Here is a 20,846-nt window from a genome sequence, read left to right as displayed (position 1 = left end):
ATCATGAAAAAAATCCTTTTTGCCATAATTACCCTATTGATTTTTGCTTGCGAGAGCACCTCCGTCAAGGAAGCAGACCTTCATTATTTAAATGGCTATTGGGAGATTTCAGAAGTGGTTTTCCCCGATGGCTCCATCAAGGAATACGGTGTAAACCCCAGTATCGATTTTATTCAATTTGAAGACGGCAAAGGATACCGAAAAAAAATGCAGCCCAAATTTGACGGTTCTTATGATACATCCAACGACGTGGAAACTTTCACCATAACTCCTGGCAATCAAACTTTTGTTCTTCAGTACAAAAACGAGTTCAGTGAGTGGGAGGAAAATTTGGTCGCAGTGGATTCCATGGGTTTCTCTGTCACCAACACAGAAGGCATCCAATACACCTACAAGCGCTTCGAACCCATAAAAATTCCCAAATAATGGCCAAAAGAAACAACGACCATATGGCTTTGGGTGATGCTTTGAGCGAATTCATCAAGGAAAACAACCTTCAAAAAGGCATGGATAAAGTAGATGCCCGCGAAGCGTGGTCCAACCTGATGGGCAATGGCGTGAACAATTATACCACATCAGTAGAACTGAAAAATGAAACGCTTTACGTTTCGCTCTCCTCTTCGGTTTTACGTGAGGAACTCAGTTTGGGGAAATCCAAGATCATCACCATGATCAATGAGGAACTGGGCAGGGAACTGGTCAAAAAGTTGGTGCTGCGATGATTTTCACACACCATCAACCATGAAAGTCATTCTCTTCACCGAACGGCTCGTCATTTCAGAAGCGGGACTTTCCGATTCAACCTTTATCCTGGAATTGCTCAATAGTCCGTCATGGTTACAATTCATCGGGGACAAGGGGATAAGAACAGAGGAAGATGCCAAAAACTATATCCGCAATAGTCTCTTAAACTCCTATAAAGCCAATGGTTTTGGACTTTATAAATTAGTCTTCAAGGAATCCATGGCACCCTTGGGCCTTTGTGGTTTTTTGAAACGGGATTATCTTGAAAAACCAGATATTGGATTTGCCCTTTTACCAGAATTTGAAGGAATGGGGCTCATGTTCGAGGCTAGTCACGCATTGATTGAATATGCTAGATCGACTTTGGATTTTGATGAAATTTTGGCCATTGTAACGCCTGCAAACAAAAGATCCTGTCAACTGCTCGAAAAACTAGGATTTGCGAGGAAGAACCAAATCTTACCTCCCGGCGGCAAGGAAGAATTGCTTTTGTATTCCAACAAAAAAAGCCACTCTTTTGGAGCGGCTTCTTCTTGATATTTTATTGCTTTTAGAAAATTTCCCTTCCAGAAAAGTGGAAAGCACCTTCAATGGCAGCATTTTCATCACTATCGGAACCGTGGACGGCATTTTCACCGATACTGGCAGCATACAACTTACGGATGGTGCCTTCGGCAGCATCGGCAGGGTTGGTTGCCCCAATCAAGGCACGAAAATCATCAACAGCATTGTCTTTTTCCAAAATAGCGGCCACAATGGGGCCTCTGGTCATAAAATCGACCAATTCACCAAAGAATGGACGCTCTTTGTGGATGGCATAGAATTCCCCGGCATCCCTTCTGCTCAATTGTGTGTACTTCATGGCCACGATCTTGAACCCAGCAGCCGTTATTTTTTCCAAAATCGCACCGATGTACCCGTTTTCAACGGCATCAGGCTTGATCATGGTAAACGTTCTATTTCCCGTCATTTTCTTTAAATTTTGCGCAAAAGTACAGTTTTTCGAATAACGGACAAGGTTTAATAGGTTTGTTTTAACTCCTGAAGTACCGCCCCATTATCCCCCATAATTTTCATATCGGCTTCTTTGGCCTTAAAATTTAGGTTGATGATGCCATAACTTTTATCAGAAACCACATCCCCTACTCTATATTTGTTTGGTTCCCCGCTATAACTAAAATAGGAATGGGTCAGTCCACTGCTCGTAAAATCTACCAAGGGATAAGCCAATCCCGGAAGATCTGTTTTTGAGAATTCCGAAATGTGCCTGTCTCCCGACAAAATAATCACTCCTTTCGCCCCGGACTGCACAATCATATTTTCCATTTTTTCTACTTCCTTTGGAAAGTTGCCCCAAGATTCAAAACCATGCTCCCCCGATAAAAATTGGATACTGGACATAATCAAGTTAAAGTCGGCATCGGAATGGGTCAACTCATTTTTCAGCCACGCCCACTGGGTATCACCCAAAACAGTGGCATCATCAGCCATGTTAGGTTTGTACCGTCTATTGGGGTCTTCATCCTTCACCAAATCACTTCTAAAATATCTCGTGTCAAGAATGATGATTTTAAGCTTTCCTTCCTCAGTTTGATAATCATGGGAAGCATAAACACCTTCACGTGTCCTTCTTTCACTATCTTGAGGAACCCCCATAAAATCAAGGAACACTTGTTGACTTTCCTTTTTCACTGCAAAGCTGGCACCACCATCGTTGATCCCAAAATCGTGGTCGTCCCATGTACCGATAATCGGCACTTCAGTCTTTAATTTGGCATAATCGGATACCGTATCCTGCATGGCATAAATGGAACGTAACCTATCTATATCTTCGGTATCGGCATAGACAATATCCCCGCCCCAGATCCATACATCGGGTTGTTCTGCCAAAATATCGTCCCAAAAAGGATTGGGTTCCTGCGGCATGTTGCAAGACCCGAATGCAACGATGAAATCCGGCTTCACTTCTTCTTGTATTACGGTTGGTTTTTCTTCCTTCTTCTTGCAGCCCAAGGTCAGGGCTATCAAAAGGAACAATACACTAAAGTGTTTCATGGTCGGAATTTAGGTCTTCAAAAATAAGGATTATGCAAGTTAGCTCTATGTTATATTATTGTATATTTGGCCGCATGAATGCAGAGGACATCACTACAGTAAAGTCGATACTTTCCCAACCTCAAAAAATTGCGATCATTCCCCATAAAAACCCAGATGGAGATGCCATGGGCTCTTGTTTGGCACTATATGGTTTCCTAAAGGAAATGGGGCAAACTGCGCATGTAATAGCCCCGAATGATTATCCCAAATTCCTGAAATGGATGCCGGAAAACGACTCGGTCATCAATTTTGAAAGGGAAAATCCGAAAGCATTGCGACTGTTGGAAGAAGCCACGGTTATCTTCACGTTGGATTTCAACGACCTCTCACGCGTTGGGCAAATGGAGACCGCCTTAAAAGCTGCCACGGCCGATTTTATCATGATCGACCACCATCAGCAACCCAACGATTATGCCGTGGTTACTTATTCCGATGTTTCCATGAGTTCCACTTGCGAAATGGTCTATAATTTCATCCGATTTTTGGGAGAAACCGATACCATAACCAAAGATATCGCGACCAATCTTTACACGGGCATCATGACCGATACCGGATCTTTCAAATACCGGTCTACCTCCAGCAAAACCCATCGTGTGGTGGCAGAGCTTATTGACAGAGGCGCGGAAAACATGGAAATCCACCGTCAGGTTTTCGATACCAATTCGCCATCCAGATTGCATTTGTTGGGAGTGGCCCTGAGCAATATGGTCATTTTGCAAGAATACAGCACAGCCTACATCACCCTTACTCAGGAAGAATTGGATGCCTACGATTACAATAAAGGGGATACTGAAGGTTTTGTGAACTACGGACTTACCTTGGAAGGGATTATTTTTGCCTTGATCTTTATTGAAAACAAGGAAGAGGGAATCATTAAAATATCGCTTCGTTCCACGGGTGATTTTTCGGTGAACGACTTTGCCCGCAACCATTTTGAAGGTGGTGGCCATATCAATGCCGCTGGTGGCCGAAGTGAATTGAGCATGGAAGAAACCGTGGCCCGTTTTAATGAAATCCTGAAATCCTATAAAAGCGAATTGAACCCATGAGAATTGCTTTTGTTTTTTTGTTGGCCCTATTGTGCATCAATTGCAGTGGACCGGAACCCAGAAAACCTGTGGAGGTAAAAACAGGTAGTTTTTACAAGGAATCCATTGAGCGAAATAAAAAATTGTTGGCCAAAGAGGAAGCTGCCATCCTAGAAATCATCAAAAAAGATACGGCTCACGCGTATGAGACCAGCCCCAATGGTTTTTGGTATTATTTTGAAACCAAGAACGATACGGCCGTTTATCTACCAAAAACCAATGATCAGATTTTGTTCTCCTACAATTTAATGACGTTGAACAACGACACCATCTATACGGCAGAGTCCATCGGTCCCATTTCTCATGTGGTGGACAAACAACAATTATTCCCTGGTTTGCAAAATGCGGTAAAATTGCTCAAGGTAAGCGAAAAGGCCACTTTCATTTTCCCATCGTTACAAGCGTATGGTTACCAAGGCGACAATAATGCCATTGGCCCCAGGACCCCGGTAAAATCTTCGGTGGAATTACACACCATCATCATAAACAAAGACAGTTTAAACTAAATCTTAAAATTCAATGAAAAAATCCCTTTATATCCTAACCCTGATCACCACGGTATTCCTTGGATGCAAAACCAGCAAGTATGCCGAATTGGGCGACGGTATCTTTGCCGATATCCAAACCACCCAAGGCGATATCATCATTAAATTGGAGTATCAAAAAACACCGGTAACGGTTGCCAATTTCGTTTCACTGGCCGAAGGCACAAATCCATATCTGAATGAGGAGTTCAAGAATAAAAAATTCTATGATGGGGTTATTTTTCATCGCGTGATCAAAGATTTTATGATCCAAGGTGGCGATCCAACCGGAAGCGGAAGCGGCAACATCGGCTATACTTTCAAGGATGAAATCAACGATTCCCTTCGTCACTCCAAAAAAGGAATGATCTCTATGGCCAACCGTGGCCCAAAAACCAACAGCAGCCAATTCTTCATTACGCACAAAGAAACACCTTGGCTGGATGGCAAACACACTGTTTTTGGTGAAGTGGTAAAAGGTTTGGACGTTGTGGATTCCATTGCCAATACTAAAACAGGACCTGGTGACAAACCTATGACAAATGTTGTCATGAACCACGTAGAAATTGTGAGGAATGGCAAAGAGGCCAAAAACTTTGATGCCCTAAAGATCTTGGCCGATTATTTTGAAGAGGAAAAAGCAGTTTCTGCGGCATTCATCAAAATGAAGTCGGACCTAGTTGCAGAATTCGCCGAGCAGATGGCCACCGCGCAAGAAACACCTTCCGGCCTTAAGATTTTGAAGTTGAAAGAAGGTGATGGCGTGCAACCAGAAATTGGTCAAATGGCATTGGTAAACTATGCCGGTTGGTTGATGAACGGGGATTTGTTCGATAGTAACATTGGAGAAATCGCACTACAATTCAACCAATTCAGCGCAGGAAGAAGAGATCAAGGTGGTTATGCCCCATTCCCGATGAAATATAGCCCAGACGCCCAATTGGCAGCTGGATTCAGGGAAGCCTTGTTGACCATGAAGGTGGGGGATAAACTTCGTGTCTTCATTCCACCGCATTTGGGTTATGGCGATTACGATTACGGACCCATTCCAGGCGGATCTACTTTGGTATTCGATTTGGAAGTAGTGGGAGTAGAAGAATAGACATCCACATAAAAAACAAAAAAGCCGTACTTTTCCGTGCGGCTTTTTTTATGCCGACATTTTTTCAAAGCTTTCATTTGTATTGATGGGACAAAAGACCAAAACGATTCTAGTCATCCTTTTTCCGATCCAGATTTTTTTGGTGGGTATGTTGGCTAGGCATCCCGATTGGGTGGAGGAATATTACAGCAACGGCATCTACCTCTATATTTCCCGTTTTTTAAGGATCTTGTTCGGTTGGCTTCCCTTTTCCTTTGGTGATATTTTGTACACTGCCTTATTCATTTTGGCTGGAAGATACCTATACAAACAATGGAAGAAAATCAATGCCAAGCCCCTTTACTTTGTAAAAGATGTGGTTGTGGTGCTCTCCATCGCCTATTTTGCCTTCCACCTATTATGGGGCATGAACTATTATCGCCAACCCATTACCTGGAAACTGAACATTGATCGGCAATACACTGTGGAAGAATTAGTTCGGTTTACAGAATTTGTTGCCCAAAAAACGAATGAATATCAAGAGCAAATAACCCATGATAGTTTGGCTCCGGTCCACATCCCCTATTCCAAGCGGGAAATCTATCAAAAGACTGAAGGTGCATATACCTTATTGAAAGACCAATTTCCGGAATTCGAATACAAAAACCCGAGTTTAAAATCATCCATCTACAGTCTACCCCTAACCATAATGGGTTATGGTGGTTACCTCAATCCCTTCACCAACGAGGCACAGGTAAATGGGATTACCCCCGCTTTCCGATTACCCATGGTCAGTGGCCATGAAGTGGGCCATCAGCTTGGTTATTCCGCTGAGGATGCCACCAATTTCATCGGTTATTTGGTTACTTCGAACAGCAATGATGTTTATTTCAAATATGCATCCTACCATCATGCCTTGGGGTATTGCCTTGCGGATCTGTTTTACAAGGATGAAACCCAGTACAAACGGATTTTGACTACCCTACATCCTGGTGTTCGGGAAAATTTTAAGGAATTGAACGATTTTTGGAAAAAATATGAGAACCCTTTGGAACCCATGTTCAAATCCGTATTCAACACTTTTTTAAAGGTGAACAACCAAAAGGAAGGCATCAAAAGTTACAACGGGGTGGTCGGGCTTATGATCAACTACGAAAATAGCCGCCACACAGCATTTTGAAACTTGTGGGGTACATACACTTAGGTTATATTTAAGCCTACTAATTCAATATTAACCTTATGAAATTTAAACTCTTGGCGCTGTCTCTCTTCTTGGGCAGTGTTTCTTTGTTTGCACAAGATTATTTTCCCATAAATGATGGTGTTAAGGCAAAGAAGAACAACAATTACACGGCATTTACCAATGCCAAGATCTACATTACCCCTACTCAGGTAATTGAAAAAGGTACCTTGTTGATCCAAAACGGAAAAGTGGTGCAGGTTGGAAAATCTGTAAGCATCCCAAAAAATGCCGTTGTGGAGGATTTGGCAGGGAAATCCATCTATCCATCCTTCGTGGACATCTTCTCCGATTTCGGAGTGAAAAAACCGGATCGTGATAGTGGTGGCGGCCGTTCTGCGCAATATGAGCCAGAAAGGGAAGGCTTTTACTGGAACGATCATATCATGCCCGAAAACAATGCCGTCAACAGTTTTAAATACGACTCCAAAAAGGCAGAGGAACTGAGAAAAGCTGGTTTCGGAACCGTAAATGCCCATATTGAAGACGGTATTGCTAGAGGTACTGGTATGCTTGTAGCCCTAAACGATGGTGGAAGTGAAGCCCAACGCATCCTTTCCGATAAATCGGCACAGTATTTTTCATTTACGAAAAGCGTGGCCAAAAGGCAATCTTACCCAAGTTCCTTGATGGGATCCATGGCTTTGATGCGCCAATTGTATTACGATATGGATTGGTACAGCAAGGGCAATGTAGATACCAAAGACCGTTCTTTGGAAGCATTGATCGCCAACAAAGGGTTGACCCAGATTTTTGATGCAGGCGACAATGGAAATGTATTGCGTGCCGATAAAATCGGTGACCTTTTCGGAATCCAATACGTTATTTTGGCCGGTGGCGATGAATATGAGCGCATTGAAGACATCAAAGCTACCAACGCCAAGTTGATCTTGCCCCTTAATTTCCCCGATGCGTTCGACGTATCCAACCCTTATCAGGCACAGTACATTTCGCTTAGCGATATGAGACACTGGAACTTGGCACCATCCAACCCAAAGGTATTGGATGACAATGGTGTAGAGTTCACTATTACCCTTCATGGACTGAAATCACCTTCAGACTTAAAGGAAAAATTGATGAAGGCCATTGAATATGGGTTATCCAAAACAACTGCTCTTGAAGCGTTGACCACCATTCCAGCTGGAATTTTGGGCAAATCAGGACAGATTGGATCACTTCAAGCTGGAAGTCAGGCCAATTTCTTGATCACTTCCGGAGAAATCTTTGACAAGAACACCATCCTATATGAAAACTGGGTACAGGGGAGTAAGAACATTATCCAATCCATGGACATTGTTGACATCCGTGGCGACTACAATCTTTCCGTTGGTGCCAACACTTTTGCTGTTTCCATGACTGGTTCAGTGGATAAACCTAAAGCCGACGTTAAAAAAGGCGAAGAAGCTTTGGAATCCAAGTTCACTTACGATGCCGATTGGTTAAACCTTGCCTTCTCCGAAGATGGCATCGGTTCGTACAGAATGGTGGCCCATGTAATGCTAGGTTCGGAAACCATCAAGGGCACAGTAGTGCTTCCAAATGGGGATGAGACCACGGCAACCTTGACCAAAACCAAGGCATTTGAGGAAAAATCCACTACAGAGGAAACCGAAAAACCTGAATTGGTGGCCCTTACCTATCCTAATGCAGGTTATGGCTATACCACCAAACCGAAGCAGGAAACCATGCTTTTCAAAAATGCTACTGTTTGGACAGGTGACAGCATTTTGGAAAACACCGATGTACTGGTCAAAAATGGTAAAATTGCCAAAGTCGGCAAAGATCTTAAAGCCAGTGGTGCCACGGTTATTGATGCAACAGGTAAGCATTTGACAGCCGGAATCATTGACGAGCACTCGCATATTGCCGCCTTGGCCATCAACGAAGGAGGACACAATTCTTCCGCCGAGGTACGTATGAAGGATGTAATAGATCCCAAGGATATGGGCATTTACCGTGATCTTGCTGGAGGTGTTACCACCATTCAATTACTGCACGGTTCCGCCAACCCGATCGGTGGGCGTTCTGCCATTTTAAGATTGAAATGGGGCGAAAATGCCGATGGGCTTATTTTCCCTAACTCCCCCAAATTCATCAAGTTTGCCTTGGGTGAAAACGTAAAACAATCCAACTGGGGCAGTACTTCCCGTTTTCCGCAGACCAGGATGGGTGTAGAGCAAGTGTATACCGATTACTTCCAAAGAGCCCGGGAATATGATACCAAGAAAAAAAGTGGACAGCCTTACCGATATGATGAGGAAATGGAAACCTTGGCCGAGATTCTGAACGGCGAACGATTCATTACCTGTCACTCCTATGTGCAGAGTGAAATCAACATGATGATGAAGGTTGCCGAGAAATTCAACTTCCGATTGAACACATTTACCCACATCTTGGAAGGCTACAAATTGGCCGACAAAATGGCCAAACATGGCGTAGGAGGTTCCACTTTTAGTGATTGGTGGGCCTACAAATACGAGGTAAACGATGCCATTCCATATAACGCTGCCATCATGGCCAGCCAGGGAGTAACCGTAGCCATCAACAGTGATGACGCTGAAATGTCGAGACGATTGAACCAAGAAGCCGGTAAAACGGTTAAATATGGTGGCGTTTCAGAAATTGAAGCTTGGAAGATGGTAACCCTTAATCCTGCCAAATTGTTGCACTTGGATGACCGAGTGGGCAGTATTGCAGAAGGTAAGGATGCCGATATCGTCCTTTGGACGGACCATCCACTATCGGTTTATGCAAAAGCAGAGAAAACGATCATTGAAGGAACGGTTTATTTCGATCTGGAAAAAGACAAAATGATGCGTGAAACCGTGAAAAAGGAAAGGAACCGACTCATTGGAATGATGCTCAACGAGAAGAAAAAAGGCGGTAAGACCAGAACTCCGGTCCAAAGCAAAAAAGAACTATTTGATTGTGATACCCTATAAACCATACACCATGAAAAAGATATTTTTAATCATAGCCATTGTTTTTGGGGTTTCATTGAACGCACAGCAGACCCCTGCACCCACACAAACCGAACAAGTTGCCATTTTTGGTGCCACGGCCCACATCGGCAACGGGGAGGTCATTGAAAACTGTACCATCATTTTTAAGGATGGAAAAATCACCGCAATTGGTGCCGACCTTATGGCCCCTACCATTGGAACCATGATCGATGCCAAGGGAAAACACGTGTATCCTGGGTTTATAGCGCCAGCCAAACCTTTAGGATTGGTGGAAGTGGACGCCGTAAGGGCCAGTGACGACCAAGATGAAATAGGTGACATGATTCCCCACGTAAGGAGTATCATTGCCTACAATGCCGAATCGAAGGTAGTTGAGAGCATGAGGCCCAATGGAGTGCTTTTGGGACAGGTGACCCCACAGGGTGGAACCATTTCTGGAACTTCCAGCATTGTACAATTTGATGCTTGGAACTGGGAAGATGCAGCCGTTAAGAGCGATGATGGCATCCACATGAACTGGCCGAACTTCTTTAGAAGAGGAAGATGGTGGATGGGCGAAGACCGTGGTTTTGTACCCAACAAGGACTACGGAGACCAAACGGACAACATTAAAATGTTCTTCTTGAATTCTAGTGCTTACGGACAAGCTACAGAAAAGGAAAAAAATCTTCCATTTGCAGCCATGGAAGGACTTTTTGATGGTTCCAAGCGTTTGTACATCCATGCCGATGGCGAAAAAGAAATGACCGATGCCGTGAACATGGCCAAGGAAGTTGGCGTGAAACACATTGTGATCGTTGGTGGATACCGCGCCAATAAAATTGCCGGTTTCCTTAAGGAAAACAACGTTGCTGTTTTGGTTGGAGTGACCCACGCGCTACCAGAATACGACGATGACGATTATGACCTTCCCTACAAATTGCCAAAGCTTTTGGTAGATGCAGGTCTTTTGGTCGGATTACAGAATGAGGAGTCTGCCAATTTCCAAGCCAGGAACATGGCCTTTTATGCCGGCCAGACTGTTGGACAAGGGTTGGACAAGGAAAAAGCCTTACAACTTTTAACCAGTAACACGTCTAAAATATTGGGTATCGATGATCAATACGGAACGTTGGAAGTTGGCAAGAGTGCCACTTTGTTCATCTCTGAAGGCGACGCACTTGATATGCGCACCAACCAACTTTCCAAAGCATATATTGATGGTAGGGACGTATCCCTGGAAACCCATCAGACCAAACTTTGGCACCGCTATATGGGCAAGTTTGAAAGAGAAAAAGCAGGACAATAATTTCCTCAGAAAAAGCAAGCGGCGTTCAAATGAACGCCGCTTTTTTTTAACTCTTTTTGATTTCGACAAATTCCCCGTCTTCCGGTTTTTCATAAAAACTATAAGGTTTGGGTTCATTGCTCAAAAAGGCTTCATCAAAAGTCACGGTATTTCGGGCATCAAGAATGTTCCTTCCTTCGTAATTGTGCCACGTAATGGCTTTCGGGAGCAATACGCCATTTAAGGATTGCCAATCCCCATAATGGATCCACCTAAAATTATCGGAACTCTCTCCAGTCCTATAAGTCACGGTATAACCCAACCAAGCCATTTGATGTGTTTCCGGATCATAGTGGATAAAGTATTCATCTTTGGAAGAAGCTCCCACACCAACATTATAGGATATTTTAATTCCAGGATAATGTTTTCCTTCAAAAACCAAATCTTCCGCATGGCCATAAACAATACCTTCATCGGCCAAAACGAAGGGCATTCCATAAAAATAGAACATGAGATTATGGTAAAAGGCGGCATCCCCTTTGTAGTTTTTATCGGGATCGGAGAGCCAAGCTTTTTCTCCATCAAACCCCATGGAATACTTTTCCGTATCCACTCTGTCCTTCCTTGACCAAAGGTCTACTGTATGTGTTTCAGGGGCATCGGGGTTGGGTAGTACAAAAGAGAGGGTACGCATGGATTTCCAAAGTTCCAATCCGCCATGGGCTTCAAAAACTTTGGTCAAATTTTCTGGATAATTGGTTTTGTTAGTGACTTCTTCAACAGGTTGTGGCACTTCAACTTGTTCTTTTTTCGGGGAAGGTTTACAGGCTACAAATGCCAAAAAGCTCAATAGGATGGTTGTTTGTTTCATGGATTATATTTTGACAATTGGTCGAAAACAGCTTTTTTAGATTACAAGAAATGCTATTTTTACTCCGTGATGGAAGCCAAATCGATCAGCAGTGTCCATAATCCATTGGTAAAACAAATACTGCTACTTAAGGAAAAATCCCGTGAAAGGAAAAAGAGCGGGCTTTTTGTGGTGGAGGGACAGCGCGAGTTGGAACTAGCCCAAAAAGGAGGCTATACCCTTTCTACATTTTTGTACTGCCCTGAAATCTGGTCCGAACAACACTTGAAGCAGGTCCTCGGAAATTCCAAACCTGAAATCATCCAGATTACCCGACCCGTTTATGAAAAATTGGCACACCGGGGTACCACAGAAGGTGTTCTGGGCATCCTAAAAGCCAAGGAGCACGTTCTGGAAAACATTCAATTTAAAAATGAACAACCTTTGGTTCTTGTAGCCGAAGCTCCAGAAAAACCGGGCAATATTGGAGCATTACTCCGAACTGCGGATGCAGCGGCTGTAGATGCTGTTTTGATCGCGAACCCTAAATCGGACCTTTATAACCCAAACATAATCCGCTCCAGTGTGGGCTGTGTATTCACCAATCAAGTTGGGATGGGTTCCACAGAAGAAATAATCCAGTTCCTTCAAAATAACCAAATTAAGATATACTGTGCGGCCTTGACCGCCTCCGTAAATTATGTGGATTGCGATTTTACGGGTGCATCTGCCTTGGTGATGGGTACCGAAGCCACAGGATTAACGCAGGATTGGCTCCAAAATTCCAACCAAAATATCATTATCCCGATGCAAGGTGAAATCGATTCCATGAACGTTTCGGTATCAGCGGCAATACTTATCTTTGAAGCGAAGCGACAACGCGGATTTTAGCCTATGGAAAAAACATTACTCTTTTATGTAATTCTCATAATCCTTGTTGTCCAATATTTGGCCCACCAATTGTTGGAATACCTCAATGCGCAACGGTTCAAATCCACTTTACCTCCTGAATTATCGGATGTTTTTGACGAAAAGGAATACCAAAAATCGCAGGAGTACAAACAGGCCAATTACCGCTTCGGTTTGCTCTCCGATGGATTTTCCTTGGTGCTGACCCTTTGCTTTTTATGGTTCGGGGGATTTGAATGGATAGACCAATTAACGTGGTCAATTAGCAAGAATACGATTCCCATGGCATTGCTATTCTTCGGGTTGATCACTTTTGGAAGTGCCGTTTTGGGCTTACCGTTTTCCTATTACCGCACTTTTGTGATCGAAGAAAAATACGGCTTCAACAAGACCACCAAAAAATTGTTCTTTTTAGATAAGATCAAGGGCGGCATCTTGACGGCTATTTTGGGAGGAGGAATTTTATCACTATTTATTTGGTTTTATCAATGGACCGGTCCCAAATTTTGGATTTACACCTGGATCATGGTCAGCGTGGTTATTTTGTTCATCAATTTATTCTACAGTCGATTGATTGTGCCCATGTTCAATAAACAGACGCCACTCAAGGATGGAACCTTAAAAAATGCCATAGAAGGGTATGCCCAAAAAGTGGGATTTGAGCTCAAGAACATTTTTGTAATCGATGGCTCCAAACGCTCCACCAAGGCCAATGCCTACTTTTCCGGATTTGGTAAAGAAAAACGGATTACGCTTTTTGATACCTTGATCCATGACCTGGATGAAGAGGAAATTGTGGCCGTTTTGGCGCACGAGGTCGGTCATTACAAGCGGAATCACATCATTTTCAATTTGGTTTTGTCTTTGGCGGTCACCGGATTTACCCTGTATATTTTATCACTGTTCATCAACCATCCGGAAATATCTTTGGCCATCGGCGTAAGCACGCCCAGTTTTCACGCTGCCTTGGTCGGCTTTGCCTTGTTATACAGTCCTATTTCTGAAATCACAGGTTTGGCCATGAATTATCTCTCTAGAAAATTCGAGTTTCAGGCTGATGATTATGCCAAGAACACCTTTGCCGCCACTCCATTGGTCACTTCTTTGAAAAAGTTGTCCAAGAACAGCTTGAGCAACCTCACCCCCCACCCTGCTTACGTTTTCGTGCACTATTCCCATCCACCTTTGGTGGAACGCATCCGAAACCTAAAGGCCTAGATTTTGTTGCCCACATAATAAGTTTGTAGTAATTTTAGTATACTATGACAGCCGCTGCTATTGAAAAAGAAAACAAGGAGATTGCCAAGCAATACAAGGAATTGCTTCGCATCAGCTATCAAACCTTGACCGATGAGGACAAGAAGTTGATACGCTCTGCTTTTGATGTAGCGGTAGATGCCCATAAAGATCAACGGCGAAAATCTGGCGAAGCTTATATTTTTCACCCCATTGCAGTAGCCAAGATCGTTGCCTCTAAAATTGGATTGGATGCTGTTTCCATTGCAGCCGCGCTCTTGCATGATGTAGTCGAGGATACCCCTTACACCCTTGCCGATATTGAACGGATGTTCGGGGAAACCGTGGCGAAGATTGTGGACGGACTCACCAAGATTGCCCACCTTAAAAAGGACATGGACATCAGTCAACAGGCTGAGAATTTCAGAAAAATGCTGTTGACGCTCCATGATGATGTACGGGTGATCATCATCAAAATTGCAGATCGCTACCACAACATGCTCACCATGGATTCCATGCCAGAGCATAAACAGGTAAAAATTGCATCTGAAACACTATATATCTATGCCCCGTTGGCGCATAGGATAGGGCTTTACAATATCAAGACTCATCTTGAGGACCTTGCTTTAAAATACACCGAGCCAGACGTTTACAATGACATTCGCGCCAAAATTGAGGATACGGAGGAGGAGAACTTAGCCTACATTGAGGCTTTTTCCGATGTGATCCGTAACTCATTGGACAAGGAAGGCCTCAATTATTACATCAAGGGCCGAATGAAGTCCATCTTCTCCATCCGAAGAAAGATGAAGGCCCAAAATGTTTCTTTTGATGAGGTGTATGACAAGTTCGCCATCCGAATCATTTACAAATCCGACAGAAAGAACGAAAAGTTCCTGGCCTGGAAAATCTATTCCATTGTAACGGACCACTTCACTCCTAATCCGGTCAGATTACGCGATTGGATTACCTCTCCAAAATCTACTGGATATGAAGCCCTTCACATTACCGTTATGGGCCCGAAAGGAAAATGGGTAGAAGTACAGATTCGAAGCGAACGGATGCATGAAATTGCGGAAAAGGGGTATGCCGCCCACTTTAAATACAAACACGGAGACCAAAAAGAACAGGGTATTGAGGAATGGTTGAACAAATTACAGGAAGCCCTTGAAAGTGCCAATGGTAATGCCGTTGATTTTGTGGAGGAATTTAAACTGAACCTCTACGCCAAGGAAATCTTTGTGTTTACGCCTAAGGGAGATTTAAAATCCATGCCCAAAGGTGCCACCGCGCTGGATTTTGCATTCAACATCCATACCGAGGTAGGCATGAAAACCCGTGGGGCCAAGGTTAATGGAAAGTTGGTTCCGTTGGGCACACAATTGCGCAGTGGCGATCAGGTAGAGATCATGACTTCGGAAACGGCAAAACCTAGTCAAAGTTGGTTGGATTACGCCAATACGGCAAGGGCCCGTGCCAAGATCAAATCCTCATTGATGGAGGAGAAGAAGGAAGTAGCCGAAGAAGGCAAGGAAATCCTTCGCAGAAAGTTGAAATCCCAAAAAATTCAGCTTAACGAGGATACCGTAAACAAGTTGGTGAACTTTTTCAAGTTGAAAACTAGTTTAGATCTATTCTATAGGGTTGGCATTGGGGTTATAGACAATGAAAAGTTGAAGGATTTTGCCTCATCGTACCATAATTCCTTTATCAATTTCTTCAAGAACAAGATTCGTAAGACCCCAGTTCCCAAGGACATAGACAAGGACGAAATCACCGTCAAATACGACATGCTCGTTTTCGGCAAGGAAGAAGAGCGTCTCAACTATAAATTATCACAATGTTGCAACCCAATCCCAGGTGATGATGTATTTGGTTTTGTGAGTGTGAACGATGGTATCAAAGTGCATAAAAAGAACTGCCCCAATGCCATTGCGTTGCAATCCAATTACGCCTACCGCATCATCAGTGCCAAATGGATAGATTCCACCCAGGAAGAATTCTCCGTGGATATTGAAATTACAGGTATCGACAACCTAGGCCTGGTGAAAGACATTACCAAGATCATCTCGGAAAACATGCACGTGAACATGCGAAACCTGAATTTTTCTGCCGATGGTGGCACGTTTAAAGGGAAAATTACCTTGGTGGTAAAAAACAACACCATCCTGAAAAAACTTATTGACAATTTAAAGCAGGTTGAAGGGATCGACAAAGTGTCCAGAATTTAATTTTTAGCTGTACCTTTGTACATTAGCTTAGGTAGAAAGCCATGAATAACAACAAAAATCAGGAAATTGTAAAAAATGTGTTCACCGCATTCCTTGAGGAAAAGGGACACCGCAAGACTCCTGAACGCTACGCCATACTACAGGAAATTTACGAAAGTGACGACCATTTTGATGTGGAATCCCTCTACATCAAAATGAAGACCAAGAACTACAGGGTTAGTCGTGCAACACTATACAATACCATTGAATTGTTGTTGGAATGCAAATTGGTCCGCAAGCACCAGTTTGGTAAAAATCAGGCCCAATACGAGAAATCCTATTTCGACCGTCAACATGATCACGTGATCTTGACCGACACCGGCGAAGTGGTTGAATTTTGCGATCCACGCATCCAATCCATTAAAAAAACAATCGAAGAGGTTTTTGACATCAAGATCAATAACCATTCTTTATATTTCTACGGAACCCGTAACAAAAAAGAAGAAAACCTAACCGAATAACCCACATTTTACATGGTAGATTTATTGCTTGGACTCCAATGGGGAGACGAAGGAAAAGGAAAAATTGTTGATGTACTGACCAAGGAATACGATATCATCGCCAGGTTTCAAGGAGGTCCAAATGCTGGTCACACCTTGGAATTTGATGGTATAAAACATGTACTGCACACTATTCCGTCTGGAATATTCCATAAAAATGCCATCAATATTGTTGGGAACGGTGTGGTGATCGACCCCGTCATCTTTAAAAGGGAATTGGACAACCTCGGTAAGTTCAATATCGATTTTGTATCCAAACTCCTTATTTCCCGAAAGGCCCATTTGATCTTGCCAACCCACCGATTATTGGATGCCGCTTCGGAAGCTTCCAAAGGAAAAGCCAAGATCGGTTCCACGTTAAAAGGTATCGGGCCGACGTATATGGACAAAACCGGCCGAAATGGAATGCGTGTTGGGGATCTTGAATTTGACGATTGGAAGACCAAATACAGAGCCTTGGCAGATAAGCACGAGGCTATGATCGACTTCTATAATGCCGAAATTGAATACAACCTTGCCGAATTGGAAGCAGAATTCTGCGTAGGTGTGGAAGCATTGAAAAAATTGACCTTTATCGATAGTGAGGAATATATCTTCAAGGCCCAGGCCGAAGGCAAAAAAATTCTCGCCGAAGGAGCTCAGGGTTCCTTGTTGGATATCGATTTTGGAACGTATCCCTATGTAACTTCATCCAACACCACTGCGGCCGGTGCCTGTACCGGTTTGGGTGTGGCTCCAAACAGCATTGACCGCGTTATTGGCATTTTCAAGGCGTACACCACGCGTGTAGGCAGCGGTCCCTTCCCTACCGAGCTTTTTGATGAGGATGGCGCTACCATGGGTCGCGTAGGAAACGAATTTGGTGCAACAACCGGAAGACCCAGACGTTGTGGCTGGTTAGACCTTGTTGCCCTTAAATATGCCGTACAGATCAATGGTGTCACCGAGTTGATGATGATGAAAGCTGACGTTTTGAGTGGATTCAAGACCATCAAGGTCTGTACTGCTTATGACTACAAAGGCAAAAAAATACAACATTTACCATACAGTATTGAAAGTGAATATGTTACACCTGTCTATACTGAAATGAAAGGATGGGCACAGGACCTTACCAAAATGTCTTCCTCAACAGACCTTCCCGCTACGTTGAACGATTACATTGCGTTTTTGGAAGAGCAGTTGCAAGTGCCGATCAAAATAGTATCCGTAGGTCCCGACAGAACCCAAACTATCCACAGGTAAGCTTCGGTTTTTAGCGCATTTTTAGTAACTTTAAGGATAATTTCCTGCAAAGGAGTTCGGCTTGTTTCTAACTGTTCCACACATAAGAATTTGTCCAAAAGCTACTGAAATGAACAAACTATTGACCCTCCTTTTTTTGGTCGGGACACTGATTTCCTGTACTGAAAAACAAACAGCCTTATTAGTATCATCCCCCAGTGGGAAGAATTCCATCCAGTTTCAACTTTCTGCAGATGGAACACCTCAATATTGGGTAAACCATGGCGAAAAGATGGTAATCGACACCTCTACCATGGGATTTGATTTTAAAGACCAAGCTTCGCTCAAAGACCACCTCAAAATCATTGGAAACTCCACCAACACGGTGAACGAAACCTGGGAAATGCCCTGGGGCGAACAAAAAAATGTGGTGAACCATTACAACGAACTGAAGGTGGAACTGGAAGAGACCCAGGCACCCAACCGAAAGATCAATGTGTATTTTAGGGCCTATGATGATGGCATCGGTTTTCGATACGAGTTTTTGCCCCAACAAGGCATCGATAGCATCATCATCATGGATGAAAATACCACTTTTCAACTGACGAAGGACTACACCACATTTTGGATTCCGGGGGATTGGGATATTTATGAGCACCTGTACAATACCTCCAAAGTTTCTGAAGTGGATGCCATTGCCAAAAGGAACAATGCCGATTTGGCCCAGAGCAACATTCCTGAAAATGCCGTGAACACCCCGGTGACCATGCGTTCAGATTCTGGGTTGCACCTTAGTTTCCATGAGGCCAACCTCACCGATTATGCAGGCATGACGTTAAAAGTGGATACTGAAACCCTTGAATTGACCAGCGAATTGGTGGGTTCTGACCGATTGGGTTACAAGGTGAAACGTGCCCTCCCCTTTAAAACTCCATGGCGGACCATTCAAATCGCGGACAAGGCCACGGAGCTTATCGATTCAAAACTCATCGTCAATTTGAACGAACCCAATAAGATTGGAGACGTAAGCTGGTTCAAACCGAAAAAATATGTAGGCATTTGGTGGGAGATGCACATTGGCAAATCCACATGGGATTATGCCGCTTCGCAGGACATGAATTCCTTTACCACCGATGCCAAACCACATGGAAAACATGGAGCCACAACGGAAAACACTAAACATTATATCGACTTTGCTGCCAAAAACAACATTACAGGTGTTTTGGTAGAAGGCTGGAACACTGGTTGGGAACATTGGATCGGCTTTGAAGACCGCGAGGGCGTCTTTGATTTCATCACCCCCTACCCCGATTATGACCTAGAGGAAGTGACCCGCTACGGAAAGGAAAAGGGAGTGGAACTGATCATGCACCACGAAACTTCCGCAGCCCCGCGCACATATGAACAACAATTGGACACAGCCTACCAACTCATGCACAAATTGGGTATCCACTCCGTAAAAACTGGGTATGTGGGTAAAATTATTCCGAAAGGCGAATATCACCATGGACAATGGATGGTGAACCACTACAGAAAAGTAGTGGAAATGGGAGCCAAGTACCAAGTGGCCGTAAATGCCCACGAACCCATCAAGGCAACTGGCCTCCGACGTACCTACCCTAACGTGATTGCACGGGAAGGACTTCGTGGACAAGAATTCAATGCTTGGGCATCGGATGGTGGAAATCCCCCGGAACACTTGCCTATTGTTGCTTTTACAAGAATGTTGGCTGGCCCAATAGATTTCACACCTGGTGTGTTTGATATTGCGTTGCCCACCAAACCCAACAACCAGATCAATACTACCTTGGCACAGCAATTGGCATTGTATGTGGTCATTTACAGCCCCATTCAAATGGCTTGTGATCTACCTGAAAATTATGAAGGCCAACCTGCCTTCCAGTTTATCCGGGATGTAGGTGTGGATTGGGATGAAACTGTGGTATTGAATGGTGAGGTAGGCGATTTTGTGACCATCGCTCGAAAGGAAAGGGAAACAGGCAACTGGTTCGTGGGTGGAATTACGGACGAACAGGCGCGAGACCTCGTAATCAATTTTGATTTTTTGGATGATGGAATAACATATGACGCCATTATTTACAAAGATGCCGAGGGTGCCCATTACAAAGACAACCCTACGGCCATTTCCATAGAAAAAATTGAAGTGAATAAAGGATCCAACCTATCCGTACACTTGGCCGAAGGAGGTGGTTTTGCTATAAGTTTGATGAAAAAATCAGAACTATAAATGGATGTTTAGTGTGACCTAGGTCACTGCACAAAATTGGGACGCAGGTTATCTTTAGACCCACAAATAGTAACATTGAAAAAACATTATCATGACAAGTCAACTCAATCGCATAGGCCTTGATCAAAAAGCATCCATCACTCTTTCTGAAAAATTGAACGAATTGCTGGCCAATTATCAAATTTTCTACATGAATGCCCGTGGTTTCCATTGGAACATTAAAGGAGAAAAGTTTTTTGAACTTCATTTAAAGTTTGAGGAATTGTACAACGATTCCTTAATCAAAATTGATGAAATCGCAGAACGCATATTGACTTTGGGATCTACTCCCTTACATACTTATGCTGATTATTCGTCCCTTTCTAAAATAAAGGCCGCCAAAAATGTTTCGAATGGCAAAGAAGCCATTCAAAAAATACTGGAAGGTTATGAGGTATTGCTTCCTTTGGAGCGTGAACTTCTGGAAATGTCCGGTGATTCCAATGATGAAGGTACCAATGCCCTCATGAGCGATTACATCCGGGAACAGGAAAAATTGATTTGGATGTATTCGGCCTATCTGAACCAATAGGTCAAAATAGTACGGTTTCCCTGTAATTCACAAACCT

At 43.5% G+C, this 20,846-nt stretch carries 19 protein-coding genes; 16 read left to right on the top strand and 3 right to left on the bottom strand.

The features are described 5' to 3' along the window. Positions 1-3 precede the first annotated feature (3 nt). The 3 genes from LKX84_RS02310 to LKX84_RS02300 are packed head-to-tail and all read left to right on the top strand — an operon-like array spanning position 4 to position 1,281. Positions 4-426, top strand: a complete 423-nt coding sequence (locus LKX84_RS02310) for a hypothetical protein (RefSeq protein WP_228235503.1) — start codon at positions 4-6, stop codon at positions 424-426. After that, on the top strand, positions 426-722 hold the full coding sequence (locus LKX84_RS02305; protein WP_228235502.1) for a DUF721 domain-containing protein: 297 nt from the start codon (positions 426-428) through the stop codon (positions 720-722). The genes LKX84_RS02310 and LKX84_RS02305 overlap by 1 nt, the downstream gene beginning before the upstream one ends. A 19-nt stretch (positions 723-741) precedes the next feature. After that, positions 742-1,281, top strand: a complete 540-nt coding sequence (locus LKX84_RS02300) for a GNAT family N-acetyltransferase (protein WP_228235501.1) — start codon at positions 742-744, stop codon at positions 1,279-1,281. A 13-nt stretch (positions 1,282-1,294) separates the two neighbouring features. Here the strand turns inward: LKX84_RS02300 and LKX84_RS02295 are convergent, their stop codons facing one another. Together LKX84_RS02295 and LKX84_RS02290 are read right to left on the bottom strand one after the other, a co-directional pair. Continuing rightward, complete coding sequence (locus LKX84_RS02295; protein ID WP_119640741.1) at positions 1,295-1,714, bottom strand: nucleoside-diphosphate kinase; 420 nt, start codon at positions 1,712-1,714, stop codon at positions 1,295-1,297. 50 nt (positions 1,715-1,764) lie between these two features. Next, the gene (locus LKX84_RS02290; protein WP_228235500.1) at positions 1,765-2,799 is read right to left on the bottom strand and encodes an alkaline phosphatase D family protein; all 1,035 of its coding nucleotides are present in this window, start codon (positions 2,797-2,799) and stop codon (positions 1,765-1,767) included. A 74-nt stretch (positions 2,800-2,873) separates the two neighbouring features. Between LKX84_RS02290 and LKX84_RS02285 the strand changes: the two genes are divergently transcribed. The 6 genes from LKX84_RS02285 (at position 2,874) to LKX84_RS02260 (ending at position 11,025) form a co-directional block, all read left to right on the top strand. Continuing rightward, the gene (locus LKX84_RS02285) at positions 2,874-3,890 is read left to right on the top strand and encodes a DHH family phosphoesterase (protein ID WP_228235499.1); all 1,017 of its coding nucleotides are present in this window, start codon (positions 2,874-2,876) and stop codon (positions 3,888-3,890) included. Then, positions 3,887-4,435, top strand: coding sequence for a gliding motility-associated peptidyl-prolyl isomerase GldI (gene gldI, locus LKX84_RS02280; protein WP_228235498.1), 549 nt, complete (start codon positions 3,887-3,889; stop codon positions 4,433-4,435). Before LKX84_RS02285 ends, gldI begins: the two co-directional genes overlap by 4 nt. 13 nt (positions 4,436-4,448) lie before the next feature. Next, positions 4,449-5,555, top strand: a complete 1,107-nt coding sequence (locus LKX84_RS02275; RefSeq protein WP_228235497.1) for a peptidylprolyl isomerase — start codon at positions 4,449-4,451, stop codon at positions 5,553-5,555. Between the two features lie 85 nt (positions 5,556-5,640). Beyond that, positions 5,641-6,714, top strand: a complete 1,074-nt coding sequence (locus LKX84_RS02270; protein WP_228235496.1) for a DUF3810 domain-containing protein — start codon at positions 5,641-5,643, stop codon at positions 6,712-6,714. 59 nt (positions 6,715-6,773) lie between these two features. Then, a complete protein-coding gene (locus LKX84_RS02265) occupies positions 6,774-9,716 on the top strand; it encodes an amidohydrolase family protein (protein WP_228235495.1) in 2,943 nt (980 codons plus the stop codon). A gap of 10 nt (positions 9,717-9,726) precedes the next feature. Further along, positions 9,727-11,025 (top strand): amidohydrolase family protein, encoded by a 1,299-nt coding sequence (locus LKX84_RS02260; protein WP_228235494.1) that lies wholly within the window; start codon positions 9,727-9,729, stop codon positions 11,023-11,025. Between the two features lie 46 nt (positions 11,026-11,071). On the opposite strand, the gene LKX84_RS02255 is transcribed toward LKX84_RS02260, so the two are convergent. Next, positions 11,072-11,875 carry a DUF6503 family protein gene (locus tag LKX84_RS02255; protein WP_228235493.1) on the bottom strand — a complete coding sequence of 268 codons (804 nt, stop codon included), beginning with the start codon at positions 11,873-11,875 and terminating at the stop codon, positions 11,072-11,074. A 69-nt stretch (positions 11,876-11,944) separates the two neighbouring features. On the opposite strand from LKX84_RS02255, the gene LKX84_RS02250 reads away from it, so the two are divergent. The 7 genes from LKX84_RS02250 to LKX84_RS02220 all read left to right on the top strand — a co-directional run bounded on the left by LKX84_RS02250 (position 11,945) and on the right by LKX84_RS02220 (position 20,809). Next, entirely contained in the window at positions 11,945-12,745 is an 801-nt protein-coding gene (locus tag LKX84_RS02250) for a TrmH family RNA methyltransferase (protein WP_228235492.1), read from the top strand. A 3-nt stretch (positions 12,746-12,748) separates the two neighbouring features. Beyond that, complete coding sequence (locus LKX84_RS02245) at positions 12,749-13,981, top strand: M48 family metallopeptidase (protein WP_228235491.1); 1,233 nt, start codon at positions 12,749-12,751, stop codon at positions 13,979-13,981. A gap of 44 nt (positions 13,982-14,025) precedes the next feature. Further along, a complete protein-coding gene (locus LKX84_RS02240) occupies positions 14,026-16,230 on the top strand; it encodes a RelA/SpoT family protein (RefSeq protein WP_228235490.1) in 2,205 nt (734 codons plus the stop codon). Positions 16,231-16,271: 41 nt separating this feature from the next. Next, positions 16,272-16,730: a Fur family transcriptional regulator gene (locus LKX84_RS02235; protein ID WP_228235489.1), complete on the top strand. Its 459-nt coding sequence runs from the start codon at positions 16,272-16,274 to the stop codon at positions 16,728-16,730. 12 nt (positions 16,731-16,742) lie between these two features. After that, on the top strand, positions 16,743-18,011 hold the full coding sequence (locus LKX84_RS02230; RefSeq protein WP_228235488.1) for an adenylosuccinate synthase: 1,269 nt from the start codon (positions 16,743-16,745) through the stop codon (positions 18,009-18,011). 109 nt (positions 18,012-18,120) lie between these two features. Beyond that, the gene (locus LKX84_RS02225) at positions 18,121-20,238 is read left to right on the top strand and encodes a glycoside hydrolase family 97 protein (protein ID WP_228235487.1); all 2,118 of its coding nucleotides are present in this window, start codon (positions 18,121-18,123) and stop codon (positions 20,236-20,238) included. 91 nt (positions 20,239-20,329) lie between these two features. Continuing rightward, positions 20,330-20,809, top strand: a complete 480-nt coding sequence (locus LKX84_RS02220) for a Dps family protein (RefSeq protein WP_228235486.1) — start codon at positions 20,330-20,332, stop codon at positions 20,807-20,809. The last annotated feature ends 37 nt before the right edge of the window (positions 20,810-20,846 follow it).

It is taken from the genome of Allomuricauda sp. M10 (genome assembly GCF_020782875.1).
Lineage (GTDB): Bacteria > Bacteroidota > Bacteroidia > Flavobacteriales > Flavobacteriaceae > Flagellimonas.
The sequence above is the reverse complement of the archived record's forward strand: the minus strand, read 5'-3'. Positions and strand labels throughout refer to the sequence as shown.

Coding starts and splice junctions, on each gene's coding strand:
- LKX84_RS02310 (WP_228235503.1), top strand. CDS start 4: ATGAAAAAAATCCTTTTTGCCATAATTACCCTATTGATTTTTGCTTGC.
- LKX84_RS02305 (WP_228235502.1), top strand. CDS start 426: ATGGCCAAAAGAAACAACGACCATATGGCTTTGGGTGATGCTTTGAGC.
- LKX84_RS02300 (WP_228235501.1), top strand. CDS start 742: ATGAAAGTCATTCTCTTCACCGAACGGCTCGTCATTTCAGAAGCGGGA.
- LKX84_RS02295 (WP_119640741.1), bottom strand. CDS start 1,714: ATGACGGGAAATAGAACGTTTACCATGATCAAGCCTGATGCCGTTGAA.
- LKX84_RS02290 (WP_228235500.1), bottom strand. CDS start 2,799: ATGAAACACTTTAGTGTATTGTTCCTTTTGATAGCCCTGACCTTGGGC.
- LKX84_RS02285 (WP_228235499.1), top strand. CDS start 2,874: ATGAATGCAGAGGACATCACTACAGTAAAGTCGATACTTTCCCAACCT.
- gldI (WP_228235498.1), top strand. CDS start 3,887: ATGAGAATTGCTTTTGTTTTTTTGTTGGCCCTATTGTGCATCAATTGC.
- LKX84_RS02275 (WP_228235497.1), top strand. CDS start 4,449: ATGAAAAAATCCCTTTATATCCTAACCCTGATCACCACGGTATTCCTT.
- LKX84_RS02270 (WP_228235496.1), top strand. CDS start 5,641: ATGGGACAAAAGACCAAAACGATTCTAGTCATCCTTTTTCCGATCCAG.
- LKX84_RS02265 (WP_228235495.1), top strand. CDS start 6,774: ATGAAATTTAAACTCTTGGCGCTGTCTCTCTTCTTGGGCAGTGTTTCT.
- LKX84_RS02260 (WP_228235494.1), top strand. CDS start 9,727: ATGAAAAAGATATTTTTAATCATAGCCATTGTTTTTGGGGTTTCATTG.
- LKX84_RS02255 (WP_228235493.1), bottom strand. CDS start 11,875: ATGAAACAAACAACCATCCTATTGAGCTTTTTGGCATTTGTAGCCTGT.
- LKX84_RS02250 (WP_228235492.1), top strand. CDS start 11,945: ATGGAAGCCAAATCGATCAGCAGTGTCCATAATCCATTGGTAAAACAA.
- LKX84_RS02245 (WP_228235491.1), top strand. CDS start 12,749: ATGGAAAAAACATTACTCTTTTATGTAATTCTCATAATCCTTGTTGTC.
- LKX84_RS02240 (WP_228235490.1), top strand. CDS start 14,026: ATGACAGCCGCTGCTATTGAAAAAGAAAACAAGGAGATTGCCAAGCAA.
- LKX84_RS02235 (WP_228235489.1), top strand. CDS start 16,272: ATGAATAACAACAAAAATCAGGAAATTGTAAAAAATGTGTTCACCGCA.
- LKX84_RS02230 (WP_228235488.1), top strand. CDS start 16,743: ATGGTAGATTTATTGCTTGGACTCCAATGGGGAGACGAAGGAAAAGGA.
- LKX84_RS02225 (WP_228235487.1), top strand. CDS start 18,121: ATGAACAAACTATTGACCCTCCTTTTTTTGGTCGGGACACTGATTTCC.
- LKX84_RS02220 (WP_228235486.1), top strand. CDS start 20,330: ATGACAAGTCAACTCAATCGCATAGGCCTTGATCAAAAAGCATCCATC.